Origin of the sequence: Nitrospirillum amazonense (assembly GCF_029594735.1) — a bacterium.
GTDB classification, from domain to species: domain Bacteria; phylum Pseudomonadota; class Alphaproteobacteria; order Azospirillales; family Azospirillaceae; genus Nitrospirillum; species Nitrospirillum amazonense.
The window spans coordinates 769,673-785,435 of the sequence record NZ_JARPAF010000002.1 but is presented as its reverse complement, the minus strand read 5'-3'; the positions used below and the strand labels follow the sequence as shown (position 1 = coordinate 785,435).

Annotated in this window: 17 protein-coding genes and 1 tRNA gene; 10 read left to right on the top strand and 8 right to left on the bottom strand. The window is 67.4% G+C overall.

The features are described from left to right. Positions 1-6: 6 nt before the first annotated feature. Positions 7-246 (bottom strand): hypothetical protein, encoded by a 240-nt coding sequence (locus P5F91_RS09825; protein WP_040846647.1) that lies wholly within the window; start codon positions 244-246, stop codon positions 7-9. 305 nt (positions 247-551) lie between these two features. On the opposite strand from P5F91_RS09825, the gene P5F91_RS09820 reads away from it, so the two are divergent. Continuing rightward, positions 552-1,181: a YitT family protein gene (locus tag P5F91_RS09820; protein WP_145613604.1), complete on the top strand. Its 630-nt coding sequence runs from the start codon at positions 552-554 to the stop codon at positions 1,179-1,181. Positions 1,182-1,268: 87 nt separating this feature from the next. Here the strand turns inward: P5F91_RS09820 and P5F91_RS09815 are convergent, their stop codons facing one another. The 4 genes from P5F91_RS09815 to P5F91_RS09800 form a co-directional block, all read right to left on the bottom strand. Next, entirely contained in the window at positions 1,269-1,505 is a 237-nt protein-coding gene (locus P5F91_RS09815) for a hypothetical protein (RefSeq protein WP_145613605.1), read from the bottom strand. Between the two features lie 147 nt (positions 1,506-1,652). Continuing rightward, on the bottom strand, positions 1,653-3,299 hold the full coding sequence (locus P5F91_RS09810; RefSeq protein WP_145613606.1) for an EAL domain-containing protein: 1,647 nt from the start codon (positions 3,297-3,299) through the stop codon (positions 1,653-1,655). 177 nt (positions 3,300-3,476) lie between these two features. Further along, on the bottom strand, positions 3,477-4,415 hold the full coding sequence (locus P5F91_RS09805) for a S1/P1 nuclease (protein ID WP_277907112.1): 939 nt from the start codon (positions 4,413-4,415) through the stop codon (positions 3,477-3,479). 148 nt (positions 4,416-4,563) lie between these two features. Continuing rightward, positions 4,564-4,649: transfer RNA gene (locus P5F91_RS09800), tRNA-Leu, on the bottom strand. Positions 4,650-4,870: 221 nt separating this feature from the next. On the opposite strand from P5F91_RS09800, the gene P5F91_RS09795 reads away from it, so the two are divergent. From P5F91_RS09795 to P5F91_RS09785, 3 genes are read left to right on the top strand one after another with little or no spacing between them, the layout of a single operon-like run. Then, positions 4,871-5,455, top strand: a complete 585-nt coding sequence (locus P5F91_RS09795; RefSeq protein WP_145613608.1) for a YqaA family protein — start codon at positions 4,871-4,873, stop codon at positions 5,453-5,455. A gap of 30 nt (positions 5,456-5,485) precedes the next feature. After that, on the top strand, positions 5,486-6,007 hold the full coding sequence (locus P5F91_RS09790) for a disulfide bond formation protein B (protein ID WP_277907111.1): 522 nt from the start codon (positions 5,486-5,488) through the stop codon (positions 6,005-6,007). 10 nt (positions 6,008-6,017) lie between these two features. After that, complete coding sequence (locus P5F91_RS09785; RefSeq protein ID WP_145613610.1) at positions 6,018-6,605, top strand: demethoxyubiquinone hydroxylase family protein; 588 nt, start codon at positions 6,018-6,020, stop codon at positions 6,603-6,605. On the opposite strand, the gene P5F91_RS09780 is transcribed toward P5F91_RS09785, so the two are convergent. Beyond that, positions 6,606-8,720, bottom strand: coding sequence for a TonB-dependent receptor (locus tag P5F91_RS09780; RefSeq protein ID WP_277907110.1), 2,115 nt, complete (start codon positions 8,718-8,720; stop codon positions 6,606-6,608). It abuts the gene before it with no gap. A 255-nt stretch (positions 8,721-8,975) separates the two neighbouring features. Here P5F91_RS09780 and P5F91_RS09775 point away from each other — a divergent pair, with 255 nt between their 5' ends. Further along, on the top strand, positions 8,976-9,851 hold the full coding sequence (locus P5F91_RS09775; protein ID WP_277907109.1) for a LysR family transcriptional regulator: 876 nt from the start codon (positions 8,976-8,978) through the stop codon (positions 9,849-9,851). 5 nt (positions 9,852-9,856) lie between these two features. Here P5F91_RS09775 and P5F91_RS09770 read toward each other — a convergent pair whose 3' ends face one another. Continuing rightward, positions 9,857-10,426, bottom strand: coding sequence for an HNH endonuclease (locus tag P5F91_RS09770; protein WP_411861176.1), 570 nt, complete (start codon positions 10,424-10,426; stop codon positions 9,857-9,859). A gap of 277 nt (positions 10,427-10,703) precedes the next feature. Here P5F91_RS09770 and gluQRS point away from each other — a divergent pair, with 277 nt between their 5' ends. Continuing rightward, on the top strand, positions 10,704-11,552 hold the full coding sequence (gene gluQRS / locus P5F91_RS09765) for a tRNA glutamyl-Q(34) synthetase GluQRS (protein WP_277907108.1): 849 nt from the start codon (positions 10,704-10,706) through the stop codon (positions 11,550-11,552). A gap of 114 nt (positions 11,553-11,666) precedes the next feature. Further along, positions 11,667-12,146, top strand: coding sequence for a hypothetical protein (locus P5F91_RS09760; protein ID WP_277907107.1), 480 nt, complete (start codon positions 11,667-11,669; stop codon positions 12,144-12,146). Between the two features lie 111 nt (positions 12,147-12,257). On the opposite strand, the gene P5F91_RS09755 is transcribed toward P5F91_RS09760, so the two are convergent. Beyond that, positions 12,258-13,118 carry a DUF4743 domain-containing protein gene (locus P5F91_RS09755; RefSeq protein WP_277907106.1) on the bottom strand — a complete coding sequence of 287 codons (861 nt, stop codon included), beginning with the start codon at positions 13,116-13,118 and terminating at the stop codon, positions 12,258-12,260. Between the two features lie 207 nt (positions 13,119-13,325). Here P5F91_RS09755 and P5F91_RS09750 point away from each other — a divergent pair, with 207 nt between their 5' ends. The 3 genes from P5F91_RS09750 (at position 13,326) to P5F91_RS09740 (ending at position 15,559) form a co-directional block, all read left to right on the top strand. Then, on the top strand, positions 13,326-14,696 hold the full coding sequence (locus P5F91_RS09750) for a globin-coupled sensor protein (RefSeq protein WP_277907105.1): 1,371 nt from the start codon (positions 13,326-13,328) through the stop codon (positions 14,694-14,696). Positions 14,697-14,763: 67 nt separating this feature from the next. Further along, positions 14,764-14,967, top strand: coding sequence for a twin transmembrane helix small protein (locus P5F91_RS09745; protein ID WP_050898461.1), 204 nt, complete (start codon positions 14,764-14,766; stop codon positions 14,965-14,967). Between the two features lie 16 nt (positions 14,968-14,983). Further along, positions 14,984-15,559: a cob(I)yrinic acid a,c-diamide adenosyltransferase gene (locus tag P5F91_RS09740; protein WP_145613617.1), complete on the top strand. Its 576-nt coding sequence runs from the start codon at positions 14,984-14,986 to the stop codon at positions 15,557-15,559. Positions 15,560-15,763 lie beyond the last annotated feature (204 nt).

Below are 15,763 nucleotides of genomic sequence, written 5' to 3'. Positions count from 1 at the left end.
TGGCGGTCAGCGCGCCAGCATGCTGTTGGTGATGCCCGGGGTGGGCACCTCCAGGTCCGGGCGGCCCAGGCGACCGGCCATCTCGGCGCGCACCACCTTCAGCCGTTCCAGATATTCCTCGGCCTCGTCACCGGCGGTGTCGGTCAGGATCAGGCTGTCACTGCTCCACCGTTCGATCAGGGGATCCAGGTCGGCGATGCGCTCCTGCAGGATGCGGGCGTACGCGGCGCTCTGGTTCGTGCTCATGGCTTTCCTCCTGCTGTGATGCGTATCCCAAGCCTTTCAAACGCCGGAAAGATCGGCAACGGGGCAATGGTTCAAGGCCCCTACGCCGAAAGCCCGTAACATCCCCCGGTCCCTATGCGGTCCGACTAGGTGCGGCCGGCTACGTCCGGCGGACGATATTGGCCAGGGGAGCGATGACCTATGGCGGCAACCCGCGCCCCTGGCGATCCCTCCCAGCCAAATGACCTGCCGTGTAATTATTGAAGAGCATCCCCCAGGTCATTTCAATATAATTTATGAAATACACAGTGTTCGTCGGTTGATAAATGATGAATCCGATCAATCAACACCACCACAAATCTTATGAGGACCTGGCGGCGCTGGGTATCGGCACACTGCTCGTCTCGCTGGGCACGGTGCTATATGCCAAGGCGACGCTGCTGGTGGGCAGCATCGCCGGCTTGGCCCTGCTGTTGCATTACGTGACCGACCAGGGATTCTGGCTGTTCTTCTTCGTGCTGAACCTGCCCTTCTACATCCTGGCCTGGCGGCGCATGGGCTGGCGCTTCACGGCGCGCACCTTCGCCGCCGTCTGCCTGGTGACGGTGGAAACGCGGCTGACGCCGGGCTGGGTGGATTTCGCCGTGCTGAACCCGGTCTATGCCGCATTGGCCGGCGGCGGGCTAATCGGCACGGGGCTGCTGATCCTGTTCCGCCACCGCATCGGGCTGGGCGGCATCAACATCCTGGCGCTGTACCTGCAGGAACGGTTCGGCATCCGCGCCGGCTATCTCCAACTGGGCTTGGACGCGGCCATCCTGGCGGCCGCCTGCTTCGTGTTGACGCCCCAGCGCCTGGCCCTGTCGGTCATGGGCGCGATTGTCGCCAACATGATCGTAGCCATGAACCACCGCGCAGACCGCTACTTGGGCCTGACAGCCGACCCGGCGCGCTGAAGATCGGACACCATGCGGCACAAAACCACCCGCCCCCGCGTCCGCCGCCGGGGCGGATCGCGGGTGAGGGAAATTCCTGAGCCGCCGCTAGCGCACCGTCATGCCGTCGGCGACCTGGGAGGTCATGCGGCCGTCCAGATCCGGCCGGCTCATGCGGCTGACCAGTTCGGCCCGCAAATCCTTGAGACGATCCACGAATTCCTCGGCCTCGTCATGGGCGGCGCCGGTCAGCCGGAAATGCCCGCTGGTCCACCGGTCGATGAGGGGGTCGAGATCCGCGATGTGCTCCCTCAAGACGAGGGAATAGGTGCTGTACTGGGTCATGGGACACCTCCACCTTTGTGCTTCCATGAAAATCCTGCGCAGGCTCCTTCGCAACTGTTCTCTCGTATTGGTCTCCCTATTTGACGCACATCAAGTAATCGGCGCGAATATTATCTGATAAAGCAGATCGATCGCCAAACCATGGCCTCAGCCGCCGGCGTCGATCACCGTGGGCCGCCAGCCTGAGGGGCGGCTCAGGGGCCGCAAGTCCACATCCGTCCGCTGCGGCCGCTCCAACGCCTTGGAGAACAGCCAGCCTTGGCCCAGGGCGCACCCCAGGCCGCGCAGGCGCATCATCTGTTCCGGGGTTTCCACATGCTCGGCGATGGCGGTGACGCCCAAGCCCCGGCACAGGGCCAGCATGCCGGTCACGATGGCCTCTTCCCGCTTGTTCACGCACATTTTGGCGATGAAGCTGCCATCCAGCTTCACATGGTCGAAGTCCAGCGCGCGAATGTAGGTGAACGATGCCATGCCCACGCCGAAATCATCCAGGCAGAGGGGATGGCCCAAGCGGCGCACGGCGCCCAGGACGTTCCGCGCCCTTTCCAGATCCCCCAGATTGCCGGTCTCCGTCACCTCGAACATCAGGCGGCCGGACAGGCCGGGCTGGGCCTTCAGCTGCGCCAGCAGCGATTGCATGAACAGGTCCGAGCCGACGGACACGGCGGACAGGTTCACCGCCAGGATGATGTCCGGGGGAGCCGTCTCCAGCTCACGCATCGCCAGGCTGCACACCAGCATGTCCACGTCGTTGATGACGCCCAGCTCTTCCGCCAGGGTGATGACGGAACCCGGGCGGTCGCCATTGAAGCGGCTCAGCACCTCCAGATGGTGCATGCGCCCGGTCTTCAGGTCGACGATGGGTTCGAACACCAGGGACAGGCGGTTGCCGCCCAGATCGTCACGCAGGCGCGCCAGGCAGCCCACAGCGTCCTTCACGAAGCCGGCGGCGGCCGACTGGCCCGACAGCATGTCCACCGCGCCCGCGCCCGCCTCGGCGAAGCGGCGCAGGGCGTGCAGCAGCAGGCGCGACCGGTCGGCGCGGCTGAGACCGAAGCTGTTGCTGTCCAGGGTGCGGGCATCGACTTCCAACGGCTGGTCCAGGCCCAAATCGGCGGCGACGCGGGCGATGTCGCGGGTGATCTGTTCCGCCAGGCTGGCGGGGGCCATGACGCCAAAGCGGTTGTCGGCCACGCGGCCGGCCACCGCTCCGCCATGCTGGCGGAAGACGGCGCCGATCTCGGTCATCAGCTGGCCGTCCGCCTCCGCCGTCAGGCGGCTGCGGATGTCGGCCAGGTTGTTCATCTCCAGCAGGGTCAAGGCGCCACAGGCCGGCGGCTCCACGCCGCCGGGGGCGAAGTTGACGGCCGCCGCCTGGGCGAAGGCGGCCGGGGTCAGCAACTCGGTCGCGGCATCCACATCATGGGGCGCCGGCAATGCCGCCACGCCGGCGACCAGCTGGCAGAAGGTGACGCTCAACAGGGGGCTGCCCTGCATGCGGTAGGCGGCCAGGACGCAGACCACCACGCGGCCGTCCCGCCGTCGCAGGCGTACCGGCCGGGGGCTGCTGCGGCCGTTGTCGCCCAGGGCGTCCAGCACCCGGCGCACCAGGGCGCGGTCGGCCGGCACCAGCAGGTCCGCCAGCGCGCGGCCCGCCAGTTCGGCGTCGCTGTAGCCGGTCAGCGCCAGGGCGGCGCCGGCGGCGAAGTGCAAAGCGCCGTCGCCATCCACCTCCATCAGCAGGTCGGCATTGGCGAACGCGAATCCCAGATACCGCTGAACCGGCTTCATTCTGACTGCTTCTTCCGGGCGAACGGCCGCGACGGCGGCCCCATGCCCAGCATCCTCGTCCCGGCATGCTTAACATCGCGTGAAGGGCGGCAACGGCAATCCATCCCGAGGCAGCGCCCACCTGGCGCAGCCGCGTGGAACCGTCGCTCCCGCGTCAGGTGCGGATGCCCCGTGGGTTCAGTGCCCGACCGCCTGGTTCACCACCCAGGCCAGGCGTACACCGGCCATTTCCAGGCGCATGCGGACCAGCGGCCAGGCGGCGGTCTCATAACCCTGGGCCAGGCGCTCGACCCCATCGGATTCCGGCGCCTGCAGCAGGCCGTAGACGACGTCGCGGGCTAGGCCATGGCTTTCCTCGCCCCAGGCCTGCACCGCCTTGTCCAGGCCGGCACCCTCGAACGGGGGTTTGGTGGACGGCGTCTTGGGCGTCCAGGCCTTGACGTCATAGGCGGTGATGCCGGGTTCCAGCGTGGCGGCCGCCGACTTGGCCTTGGCCAAGTCGATGGAATAGTCCTTGTTCACCGACAGGCCCAGCTCGCGGTCGACGATGGAGCCGTCCCAGACCGAATGCAGGTTCAGGTGGCCGTTCCGGTCCTCATCGAAATAGCGGACCTTGACGTCGTTGCCGCCCTTGTCGTGGTTGCGCTCGGCGGCGTGCAGGGGCTGGTGCAGGTCGCCCACCAGGTGCACCACCCACTTCAGTGCGGCCAGCCGCGCCTCCGGCGCCGCCTTGGTGTCGGCCAGGATCCGGGCCTGCTCCGGCAGGCGGGCGAGGACACAGTTGTCGTCGGCGCAGTCCCGCGCCGGATCATAGGCCGGCTGGTCGGTGGGCACGTCGACATAGTGCCACGGCAGCGTGTCGGGCAGACCGCCCTTGTCCTTGGGCAGATGGCCCACCGTGTCCGGCCAGCTCGCTACCTCATCCAGGGTGTGATGCCCTTCCAGCGACAGCAGCTGGTCCACCACCGCCTTGGCCTTGGGCGTCAGCCGGTCCTGCGCGATGTCGCCGACGATGGCGTGCCCGTTGGGGCCCCAGGCCAGCGCCGGCCCGGCGGTGAGGGCGAGGGCGGCGGTGGACATAACGGCGGCGATGGCGAGGCAGCGAAAGGCGGTCATGGAGAGTCCCGATCTGGAGAAGGCCGCCAAATTAACCGCTTAACATTGCGCTGTCATGTCGGGGGCGGCATTGGAGCGCAGGACCCGGACATAAAAAATGGCCCGGGAAGGGCCATCTTTGGCAGTCAGCGATTTCAAAGGATGGAAGTGGTGCCCCCGGTCGGACTCGAACCAACACGACCTTGCGGCCAACAGATTTTGAGTCTGCCGCGTCTACCATTTCGCCACGGAGGCACCGGGCGCTTTCAAGCGTGCGGCGGATCATAGCGATAGAAAGCCGGGGGTCAAGCGCCGCATAGCACCGCCGGGTCAGGGGCGGGTCATGGGGTTGCGCCACGGGGTTGACACGCGGCGGGGCGGGGGCGGCGGTTGCAGGCGCGGGACGCACCTGATAGACGGGTAGCGCCCGGCTCGCCCCTTATCCCAAAGGGCGGCCCCGCTGTCGGAGATGCCCGTTGCTGCGTAGCCTTTATGACCGCACCCTCGCCCTCGCCGGCCACCGCCATGCCGTCTGGGCCCTGGCGGGTATTTCCTTCATCGAAAGCTCGGTCTTTCCCATTCCCCCGGATCTGCTGCTGATCCCGCTGATCCTGGCCGACCGGCGCCGCGCCTTCTTCCTGGCCACGGTCTGCACCGTCGCCTCGGTCCTGGGCGGCTTCCTGGGCTATGCCATCGGCTATTATTTCTGGGACACCATCGGCCATCGCGTCATCGAAGCCTACGGCCTGATGGGCAAATACATGGAGTTCAAGCAGGGCTTCGACGAGAAGGGCGCCTGGATCATCATCCTGAAGGGGATGACGCCCATCCCCTATAAGCTGGTGACCATCGCCAGCGGCGCCTTCCAGTTCGACCTGGCCACCTTCGCCGGCGCCTCGCTCATCTCCCGCGCCCTGCGCTTCTTCCTTGTCGCCGCACTCCTCTGGAAATTCGGTGAACCGATCCGCACATTCGTGGAAAAGCGCCTGACGCTGGTCACTACCGCGGCCCTGGTCCTGATCATCAGCGGCTTCATTCTGGTGAAGTACCTGCATCTCTAGAGCCCCACCGCCCCATCCGGAAACCACCCCATGACCGCTTACGCGCCCAGCCCGACCGCCGCCCCGTCCCCGCTGGCCCACCCCCGCCTGCCGCAGGCGGCGCTAGTCCTGGCATCGGTCGGAGCGCTGGGCACGGCGCTGCTGTCGCAGTATGTGGGCGGCCTGCACCCGTGCGAGTTCTGCATCTGGCAGCGCTGGGCCTATGTCGCCGCCATCGTGGCGCTGCTGCCCGGCTTGGCGAACCCGCGGTTCCGTACCGCCTCGCTGGTCCTGGGCGGGCTTGCCTTCCTGGCGGGTGCCGCCATCGCCGGCTTCCATGCGGGTGTGGAGCAGCACTGGTGGGAAGGCTTCACCACCTGCAGCAGCAGCATGCCCAAGAACCTGACGCTGGATCAGTTGCGCGAGCGCCTGCTGTCCGCCCCGCTGGTGCGGTGTGATGAGGCGCAGTGGACCTTCCACGGTATCTCCATGGCCGCCTTCAACTTCCCGGCCTCGCTGGTCCTGGGCCTGGTGGCTTGGGCCGCCGCCCGCGCCGGCGCCAAGCGGGCCTGAGGATATGGTCATGACCGACACCGCCCCCGCTGACACCTCTAAGCAGGCTGAACGCCTGGCCCGGCGCCCCTTGCCGGGCGATTTGGGCACCGAGGCGCAAATCGCCCGCATCATCCGCGTGGACCAGGCGGGCGAGTACGGCGCCGCCCGCATCTATGCCGGCCAATTGTCGGTGCTGGGCAAAAGCCCGGTGGGCGCCACCATCCGCCATATGGAGGAGCAGGAGCGCGTCCACCTCGATACCTTCAACCAGATGATGGTGAAGCGCCGGGTCCGTCCCACGGCCCTGCAGCCACTGTGGAAGGTGGCCGGCTACGCTCTGGGTGCGGCCACCGCCCTGATGGGCGAACGGGCGGCCATGGCCTGCACCGTGGCGGTGGAGGAGGCCATCGACGCCCACTACGCCGAGCAGGCAGAACGCCTGGGCCCGGGCGAGGCGGAGCTGAAGGCCACCATCGAGAAATTCCGGGCCGAGGAGCTGGAGCACCGCGACATCGGCATCGCCCACGATGCCGAGCTGACCACCGGCTATCCCGTGCTGTACACCCTGATCAAGGCGGGCACCCGCGCCGTCATCTGGGTGGCGGAACGGGTCTGATCATGGCGCGGCGTCGCCCGCCTTATTCTCATCGCCACCCAGCCTGTACGTCAGCTTGAAATAGACGATCTGCCCCGGCACGGCCAATTCGGACCGTTCCCGATACTGCGGCGTGTCGATCCATGTCACGCGCCACACGCTGTTGAACACGTCGTTGGCGGTGACAATCAATTTCAGCCGGGACGTCACGTCATGGCCATAGGACAGGGTCACCGACTGATAGCCGGACCGCGTGCCGCCCGCCTCCAGCGACCGGCCATGCAGTTGCGCCTGGAGTTGCAGGCGGTCGCCCTCCGCCGGCGTCCAGGTCAGGTTGACCTTGGTCAGGTGCGTGAACAGGGCGCCGTTATAGTTGCCACCGCTAACTGGGATGGATTCCCGGACGTGGGACAGGTCGGAACTGAGGCCGACCGCCCAGTCCGGCCCCAGATGGAAATCCACCGCCAGATCCAGGCCGGCCGACGTGCCGCTGCCCGCGTTTTCCACCGTGGAGACCAGGGCCGTGTCGCCCGGTGCCGCAGCATAGCGATAGTCCACGATATCGTCGCTCAGACGGCGCGCATACAGGGTGCCGCTGGCCGTCACCTGCGCCGCCGTGTAGGTGTAGCCAGCCGCCACCGAGTCCGTCCGGCTGGGCCGCAAGCCGGTGTTGCCCAGAATGGTGGTCGCGCCCACGATGGTCTGAAGCGGGTTCAGCTGTTCGGTCGTCGGCCGGTCGATACGCCGGGTGTAGCTGAACGTCAGGCGGCTTTCGGGGCTGAGGTCCCGGCCCAGGGATAGACTGGGCAACCAGCGCAGGTCGTTCGAGTCCGGCATGCCATCCGCCGCCGCCAGGAACCGGGTCGCCATCGACTCCACCCGCAGCCCGCCCTTGACCAGCCAGGGGCCCAACAGGCGCTGGTAACTGGCGTAACCGGCGCTGAGGGTGCGGTTGAGACCGAAGCGCGCGGCGGGGGAGGCGCCGAACCCGCCATCACCCGAACCGCCCACGGCCCCCGCCTGGTAGGCCGACTGCACCCGGCCCGACTCGATCTCGAAGCCCAGCTTGAGCTGCCCCTCCCGGGGTAGCGGCAGGACGTAGTCGCCGCTGACCGTATCGATCAGCTCACGTTCGGTGTGCCGCTGGCGATAGATGTCCTCCACGAAGGCCGGAACCTGGAAGAGCTGGTCGTCGGTCTGGTCGCGCAGCGTCTCATGATCCTCGTGGCTGGCCTTCACGGTCAGCGTGTCGCCGCCGACCACCCCCTTGCGGACGTAATCGCCGGTCAGGGAGGCGTGGTCGAAGTGCTGCGGAGCGCGATCCTGAGTCACGCTGCGGCTGGTCGGCCCGCCATCGGAACCATAGACGTCCAGATCATCCCGGTATTGGCGCGGCCGGCGGCGCAGGGCCCCCTCCCCGCCGAGGCTGACGGTGTCGTGGGCCGAAGCGGCATAAGAGACCCCTAGGGTGCCGGTGGTGTTGGTGTAAGGCACGAAGGTGGAGCGATGCTCCACCAGATGGCCGGCGGCCGATCCATCCGCGTTCTTGGCCGCCCGGTCAGTGTCCAGCAGGTCGTAGCGGATGTCGTCCCGCACATCGGCCGAACCGCTGAACGTCCAGGCGCCCACCCCGAAGGAGCCGGCGGCGGAGCCGCTGCGCCGTCCCTGCGAACCGATCCCCGCCCCCAGGTCCGCCTTGGCCGCGGGGCCGCGCGGCTTGCGCGTGACCAGGTTGATGACGATGCCGGCATCCCCCCGGAACTCCGGCCCCGGGTCGGTGATGACCTCGATCTTGGCGATGGTGTTGGCCGGCATGGATTGCAGGGCCGTCGCCAAGGGCATGCCGCGCAAGGCCGCCGACGGCTTGCCATCGATCATGACCGTGACGGCGGCGCCGTGCACGCGGACCTTGCCCGCCGGGTCGACACTGACCGCGGGCAGGGTGGTCAGGACGTCGGCGACACTGCCGCCCCCCTTGGCCTGGAGGTTGTTCGCCAAATCGTACACCGTGCGGTCGTCCAGGCGCGTAGCCTCCGGCGGGGTGGCCGTGACGGTGATTTCCGTCTGCGCCAGCGCCGATGGCGCGGTGAGGGCAAGGCCGGCGATGACCGCGTTTTGAAACCCCCTGACCTTCACACTGTTCCCCCTTCAGGCGGTCTTGGCGCGGGCACATGGGCGCATACTCCCGACAGCAGGGGCCGGGAGGTCGCAAGGCACGGGCGCGTAGTGGAAACGAGGGGAACGGCCCTTGGGAAAAGCGGGACATTCCCAACGCTTTTCTCAGATCGTCGCGCCCCCGTCAGTCGGTAATGCCTTAAAATTCCAGCATTTGATTGCCGGCGCAAACGACGATACCTTGGCGCGATCCTGAATTTTTCTAAGGATGGGACCATGCCGCTCAGCGCCATTTCCTTGAACGCGCTGCGGGCCTTCGAGGCCGCGGCACGGCACCTGAGCCTGACCCGCGCGGCGGCGGAGCTGCACGTCACGCAATCGGCGGTCAGCCATCAGGTGCGCGGGCTGGAGGAGCAACTGGGCGTCAGCCTGTTCCGCCGCAGCACCCGGGGCCTGATCCTGACCGATGAGGGGCAGGCCCTGGCGCCCACGATCCTGGAGGCGTTCGCCATGATGGAGCGGACGCTGGACGCCGTCAGCGCGACGGGCCCGGCGGAGATCGTCAATTTGGGCGTGGTCGGCACCTTCGCGGTGGGCTTCCTGTTCGAACGCCTGGCCGCGTTCCGGGCCCACCATCCGCGCGTCGACCTGCGTATCATGACCAACAACAACAAGGTCGACCTGTGGACGGAAAGCCTGGACCTGGCCATCCGCTTCGGCGACGGCGCCTGGCATGGCGTGGAAGCGCACCGCCTGATGGACGCGCCCATGACGCCGCTGTGCGCGCCGTCCCTGGCCGCCGTTCTAAAAACGCCCGCCGACCTGGCCGGGCATCCGCTGCTGCGGTCCTATCGGTCCCAGGACTGGCCGGCATGGCTGAAAGCCGCCGGCGTGCCCGGCATCCCGGCGCGGGGGCCCCTGTTCGACGCCTCCACCCTCATGATCCAGGCGGCCATGGTGGGGGAAGGCGTGGCCCTGGCGCCGCCCGCCATGTTCCGGCGGGAGTTGGCGGAGGGCCGGCTGGCGCAGCCGTTCCAGGTGTCGGTGGATACCGGGTGCTATTGGCTGACCCGCTTGTTTTCCAAGCCTCTGACGCCGGGGGTGAGGGCGTTCCAGGACTGGATCCTGGCCTGCACCGCCCCCCATCGCTGAAACCGTCAGAACGGATCCAGCTCGGTGTCCCAGTAGAGGAAGTCGCGCCAGCTCTCGTGCAGGAAGTTGGGCGGGAAGGCCCGGCCGTTTTCCTGCAGCTGAAAGACCGTGGGCTGGAAGGGGGGGCTCAAGGGGATCATGCCGCACACGTGGGGCAGCCGGTTGCCCTTGGCCAGGTTGCAGGCGGAGCAGGAGGTGACGACGTTGTCCCAGGTGGTGCGTCCGCCGCGGGAGCGTGGGATGACGTGGTCGAAGGTCAGTTCCTGGGTGGGGAAAGGCTCACCGCAATACTGACAACAGAAGTGATCGCGCAGGAAAACGTTGAAGCGGGTGAAGGCCGGCCTTCGCGTCGCCGGTATGTATTCCTTCAGGCTGATGACGCTGGGTATTCGGATTTCCGCGGTGGGCGACCGGACGACGCGGTCGTAGACGGAAATGATGTTGACCCTGTCCAGGAAGACCGCCTTGACGGTGTCCTGCCAGGACCAAAGGGACAAGGGGAAATAACTGAGCGGCCGAAAATCGGCGTTCAGCACCAAGGCCGGACAACTGTCTAGTGGTGGAGACAATACCACCCCCGCACCGTTCCCGAGGACGGCCGCGGGCCGAACCCACGGCCAGAAATCACCGTCTTATTAGCCTTTCCCGTCCCTCTCGGCAATCCTCGCCTTCGTGGGGACCCCGCTATTTCACGATAACGTCATACCGCTACCCACAAGATGTGGGGCCAATGGGCTCACCTAACCCTTTTTATAGGCCCGCCAGCATAGGTCACCCGCGGGACTCGGTCGCATATGACTGAATTGACGGGGCGGGATGGGCAGCGAGCGCCCGCCGATGGTATCAGGGGACATGGACCAGCCCGTCACCCGCTTCGCCCCCAGCCCCACCGGCCTGCCCCATCTGGGCCACGCCTATTCCGCCCTGTTCGGCTGGCACGCCGCGAAGAAGGCGGGCGGGACCTTCCTGCTGCGCTTCGAGGACATCGACCCCAACCGCTGCCGGCCCGAGTTCGAGGAGGCGTTTACCCGTGACCTCCGCTGGCTGGGCCTGAGTTGGCCGGAGCCGGTGCGCCGCCAGTCGGAGCATATGACGGACTACCGCGCCGCCCTGGACCGGCTGGCGGGCCTGGGCGTGCTGTACCCCTGCTTTTGCTCACGCAAGGACATCCAGGACGAGATCGCGCGGGCCGGGGCGGCGCCCCATGGGCCGGAGGGGCCGCTCTATCCCGGCACCTGCCGCCACATGGACCCGGGCCGGCGGGCCGACCTGCTGGCCGCCGGCACGCCGCACGCCCTGCGCCTGAATGTCGCGGCCGCCGCGCACCAGACCGGGCCGCTGGGCTGGACCGACCTTGATGCCGGCCCCCAGGTGGCCCAGCCGGGCATCCTGGGCGACGTGGTGCTGGCCCGCCGCGACGTCGCCACCAGCTATCACCTGGCGGTGACGGTGGACGACCATCTGCAAGGCGTCACCCTGGTGACTCGGGGACGGGACCTGATGGAGGCGACGCACGTGCATCGCCTGTTGCAGGCCCTGCTGGGCCTGGACGTGCCCACCTGGCACCACCACCGCCTGTTGATGAACGAGCGGGGCGAGCGGCTGGCCAAGCGCGACGGGGCCGCCAGCCTGGCGGCCCTGCGTGACAGCGGCGCCACACCGGCCGAGGTCTATCATCGCCTGGGCATGGAAACGCCTTGATCGCAAATCGACTTGATCAAGAATGGGTCGCGCTCATCTAGCCATGCGCACACGCTACGCTTTTTAGCGAATTTTTCGCCACCCAGACGGAAGGCCCCGTGGTAAGAACGCGCCATGCCTGATGCCGATACCCTCGCCCACTACCGCACCCTCGTCAAAGACACGACGATAGACGGCAACACCCTGCTGTCGACGGACTACTTCAATCACTTCAACGAAGTGATCATGCTGTTGTCCATGCTGGGCGACATGCCGGACATGCTGGACGAGATCCGGGCCTGGCAGCCCAAGACCTACAAGCAGCATTTCGAGGGCAGCGGCCTGGGCTTCGCCGCCCTGGCCATCGATGCCTACGACCATGTGCCGCCCGAGTATCGCCAGTCCTTCGATCGCGTCATCGCGGAACTGGAGGCGACCATCGCCGAGGCGGTGGTGGTGCTGGAGGCGGAACTGGGCTCCCCCGAGGTGCTGGGCTTCATGGCGTCGGATTACTGGCAGCGCCTGCAGAAGCTGGTGGACCGGGGCAGTGCCATCGTCCACGGCGCCACGGAACAGGCCACGCTGGACCAGGACGCGATCGACGCGCTTTTTTAGGCGCCTCAGGCGCCGGCGGGGCATCCGCCCCTTGGCTGATCCTCGCTGCGCCCTGCGGTGCTCGCTCCGGCGGACGCCGTCGCGTCCTAGGAACAAAAAGAGCGTCGGGCGTCAGTCGGTGGCCCTGAGGCCAGTCACAAGATCCATGTAATTCGGCTCGTGATCCGGGTTGAGCTGGCCGTGGCGGATCAGGAAGTCGATCACCACCAGGTTGACGTTGAACTTCCAGTCGTCGGTGGTGCGCACGCTGTCGGCCACGCGGGCCAAGGGCCAGAGCTCGAAGGCCTCGACCTCGCCGTCCGTGTTGCGCGGGATGACATCGCGGCTGAGCGCCAGGTCATAGCAGAACAGGGTGTCGCGGCGCAGGCCGGCCACCGTGTCGAAGACATAGGTGATGGCGCCCACCGGCACGGCGGCACGGGCCAGGCCGGGATCCAGCCCCGCCTCCTCATGCGCCTCCTTCGCCAGGTTTTCCGCCAGGCTGAGGCCGGCCGGCTGGCCGCCCGCCACCATGTTGTCCAGCTTGCCCGGGGCTACGCCACGGTCACGGGCGCGGCGTCCCACCCACATCTCGATGCGCCCATCCGGGCCGAGCACATAGCCGTTCACGTGCAGGCCGAAGCCGCGCACGCCGAAACCGGGAACGGCGGCCCGGTCGATTTTCAGCAGTTCCGGCTGGCCCCACTGCGCCAGCACCGGGAAGTCCTCTCCCCGCAAGGGGGGCACCATTCCCTCCGCCGCCAGCACCGCCACCACCTCGGCCACCGCCTGGCTGCGGCGCGCGGGATCGGGGGGCAGCAGATCCAGCAGGGGCGCCGCCCCGCCCATCAGGCGGAACGCGTCGCTGAGGCTGGCCACCCGGTCGGCGAAGGCGGAACGCACGTACCCCACCGGCCGGCCATTGACCGCGAAAGGCAGGAAGGCGGCCGCGTCGTGGGTGTTGCACGCCTGAATGTGTCGGATGAAGGCCATGCCCCGGTTTAGCCCGGTCACGGCGCGGATGCAATGTCGCCCGTCGCGGCACACAGGCTCCGGTTGATCTACATCAATTACTATTGCCAAAAGGTTAGGGTCGCGCTGGGTGCCCAGTTGTCTTTACGGATGATTCATCAACCCGGCATGATTTTGACCTGGCCGCACGCTGTTCGCCAGCGCCGCATAGACGACCAGGAGAAAATCATGACCGCCGGTGACGACTCCATGCAGCGCCAGTTCCAGGAACGCCTGGCCTTCCTGGAAATCGACGCTTTGACCCGGGACGCCCTGCGCAGCCTGCGCCCGCATGTCGAACGCGAGTTGCCCGCCATTCTGGATCGGTTCTACGCCAAGCTGCGGACCCAGCCGGAGATCTTCAAACTCTTCGGCGGCGACAAGCACCTGTCGCACGTGAAGGACATGCAGATGCGGCATTGGGCGGCCATCGTCACCGGCACCTTCGACGCCACCTACCTGGACAGCGTCATCCGCGTGGGCCGCGCCCACAACCGCCTGGGACTGGAGCCGCGCTGGTACATCGGCGGCTATGCCTTCATCACCGGCGAACTGCTGACCATGGTGACGCGCATGGACCAGCGGGGGCCCTTCGCCTGGCTGCGGCCGCGCCTGGACGTGGCCCGCCTGCAACAGGCCCTGCTGCGCGCCGTCATGCTGGACATGGATCTGGCCATCTCCGTCTATATCGAGGAAGGGCGCCGCGACCGGCAGCGGATGTTGGAAGGCTTGGCCCAGAATTTCACCGACACGATGACCGGGGTCATCGATGGCATCAGCGGCGCCGTGGGCGGGCTGCGCCAGGACGCCAGTCTGCTGACGCAAGCCGCCGACCAGTCGCTGGCGGAAAGCACACAGGCCGACACGGCCGCTGGCAGTGCCGCCAGCAATGTCCAGTCGGTGGCCAGCGCCACTGAGGAACTGTCGGCCTCCATCACCGAGATCAGCGCCCGCGTCGTGCAATCCAACAAGATTTCGGCGCAGGCCATGGAAACGACCCGGCGCACCGACGGCGCGGTGCGCGGCCTGGTGGCCGCCGCCGCCCGCATCGGCGACGTGCTGAGCCTGATCAACACCATCGCCAGCCAAACCAACCTGCTGGCCCTGAACGCCACCATCGAGGCGGCCCGGGCGGGTGAGGCCGGCAAGGGCTTCGCCGTCGTGGCGGGCGAGGTCAAGGCGCTGGCCACCCAGACCGCCAAGGCAACGGAGGAGATTTCCGCCCAGGTGAGCGCCATCCGCCACGTGTCGGAAGAGGCGGTCTCGGCGATCAGCCAGATCGGCAGCGTCATCGCCGGCATGGATGAGATCGCGACCTCCATCGCCAGCGCGGTGGAGGAACAAAGCACTGCCACCCGGGAAATCGCCCGAAGCATCGCCCAGGCGGCCACGGGCACCGCCAGCGTCTCGGCCAACATCAGCCACGTGGCCGACGCCGCCCGCCAGACGGGGGCGGCGGCCGGCCGCCTGAGCCAGTCGTCCGGCGATCTGGGGCTTCAGGCCCAGCGCCTGCGCGAGGGGGCGCAAACCTTCGCCACCCGCTTGCGGGAAAGCGCGTGATCCCCTGAGGAGGGACGCCCCCCCAAGCCGATGGGCAAGCGCGCCAGCGCACGCTATAATCGCGGCCATGGGCACATTCCTCTTCTTCTGCCTGGGCGCCACCATGCTGGCCGTGCTGGGCGTCCTGATCCTGGGCCTGTTCACCATGGCCCGGGGCGGCGACAAGGCCGGCACCACGGGTAACCGCCTGATGTGGTGGCGCATCCGCCTGCAGATCCTGGCGGTGGTGCTGTTCATCCTGACGGCGCTGGCCCTGAGTCACCACGCATGACGGCGCGCGGGGCGGCATGGTCACACTGACCCGCATCTACACACGGGGCGGCGACACGGGCCAGACCTCGCTGGGGGATGGCCGCCGCGTGGTCAAGCATGACCTGCGGGTCGAGGCCTACGGCACGGTGGACGAAGCCAACGCCGCCATCGGCCTGGCGCGCCTGCACACCGCCGGAACCCCGGCGGACGCTTATTTGTCCCGTATTCAAAACGACCTGTTCGACCTGGGCGCCGACCTGTGCACCCCGGAACAGGAAAACCCCAAATACCCCCCCCTGCGCATCGTCGGTGCCCAGGTCGACCGGTTGGAGCGGGAGATTGACGCGCTGAACGCCGACCTGGCGCCGCTGTCTTCCTTCATCCTGCCGGGCGGTACCCCCGCCGCCGCCTTTTTGCATCAGGCCCGTACCGTCACCCGCCGGGCGGAGCGGCTGGTGGCCAGCCTGGCGGAGCGGGAGCCGGTGAACCCGGCTGCCTTCAAGTACCTGAACAGGCTTTCAGATTTTCTGTTCGTGCTGTCGCGCCATGTCAATGACAGGGGCGCCGGCGACGTCCTATGGGTGCCCGGCGCCAACCGCGAGGGACGTTAAACCCTTGGGTTTAGGCCATATTGCAGTGCAACAGGGCAGCGTTGACAGCTTTGTGGGACAATCCTATTTTTGCCGACCACGTCCGTATGGCTCGATCCGCCGGACGGGGAAAATAACCAGAACCCGCCAGATCGAGGGTGGAGCGTCACACCGGGCGGGCGCCCTCCAAGAAGTGCCAAAGGATGGCTTGAGACATGAAGATAC

What these genes read in the sequence shown, in the direction of transcription:
- P5F91_RS09790 (WP_277907111.1), top strand. Translation starts at nt 5,486, where the DNA reads ATGACCGCTTACGCGCCCAGCCCGACCGCCGCCCCGTCCCCGCTGGCC.
- P5F91_RS09805 (WP_277907112.1), bottom strand. Translation starts at nt 4,415, where the DNA reads ATGACCGCCTTTCGCTGCCTCGCCATCGCCGCCGTTATGTCCACCGCC.
- P5F91_RS09810 (WP_145613606.1), bottom strand. Translation starts at nt 3,299, where the DNA reads ATGAAGCCGGTTCAGCGGTATCTGGGATTCGCGTTCGCCAATGCCGAC.
- P5F91_RS09775 (WP_277907109.1), top strand. Translation starts at nt 8,976, where the DNA reads ATGCCGCTCAGCGCCATTTCCTTGAACGCGCTGCGGGCCTTCGAGGCC.
- P5F91_RS09750 (WP_277907105.1), top strand. Translation starts at nt 13,326, where the DNA reads ATGACCGCCGGTGACGACTCCATGCAGCGCCAGTTCCAGGAACGCCTG.
- P5F91_RS09825 (WP_040846647.1), bottom strand. Translation starts at nt 246, where the DNA reads ATGAGCACGAACCAGAGCGCCGCGTACGCCCGCATCCTGCAGGAGCGC.
- P5F91_RS09815 (WP_145613605.1), bottom strand. Translation starts at nt 1,505, where the DNA reads ATGACCCAGTACAGCACCTATTCCCTCGTCTTGAGGGAGCACATCGCG.
- P5F91_RS09785 (WP_145613610.1), top strand. Translation starts at nt 6,018, where the DNA reads ATGACCGACACCGCCCCCGCTGACACCTCTAAGCAGGCTGAACGCCTG.
- P5F91_RS09755 (WP_277907106.1), bottom strand. Translation starts at nt 13,118, where the DNA reads ATGGCCTTCATCCGACACATTCAGGCGTGCAACACCCACGACGCGGCC.
- P5F91_RS09760 (WP_277907107.1), top strand. Translation starts at nt 11,667, where the DNA reads ATGCCTGATGCCGATACCCTCGCCCACTACCGCACCCTCGTCAAAGAC.
- gluQRS (WP_277907108.1), top strand. Translation starts at nt 10,704, where the DNA reads ATGGACCAGCCCGTCACCCGCTTCGCCCCCAGCCCCACCGGCCTGCCC.
- P5F91_RS09740 (WP_145613617.1), top strand. Translation starts at nt 14,984, where the DNA reads ATGGTCACACTGACCCGCATCTACACACGGGGCGGCGACACGGGCCAG.
- P5F91_RS09745 (WP_050898461.1), top strand. Translation starts at nt 14,764, where the DNA reads ATGGGCACATTCCTCTTCTTCTGCCTGGGCGCCACCATGCTGGCCGTG.
- P5F91_RS09820 (WP_145613604.1), top strand. Translation starts at nt 552, where the DNA reads ATGATGAATCCGATCAATCAACACCACCACAAATCTTATGAGGACCTG.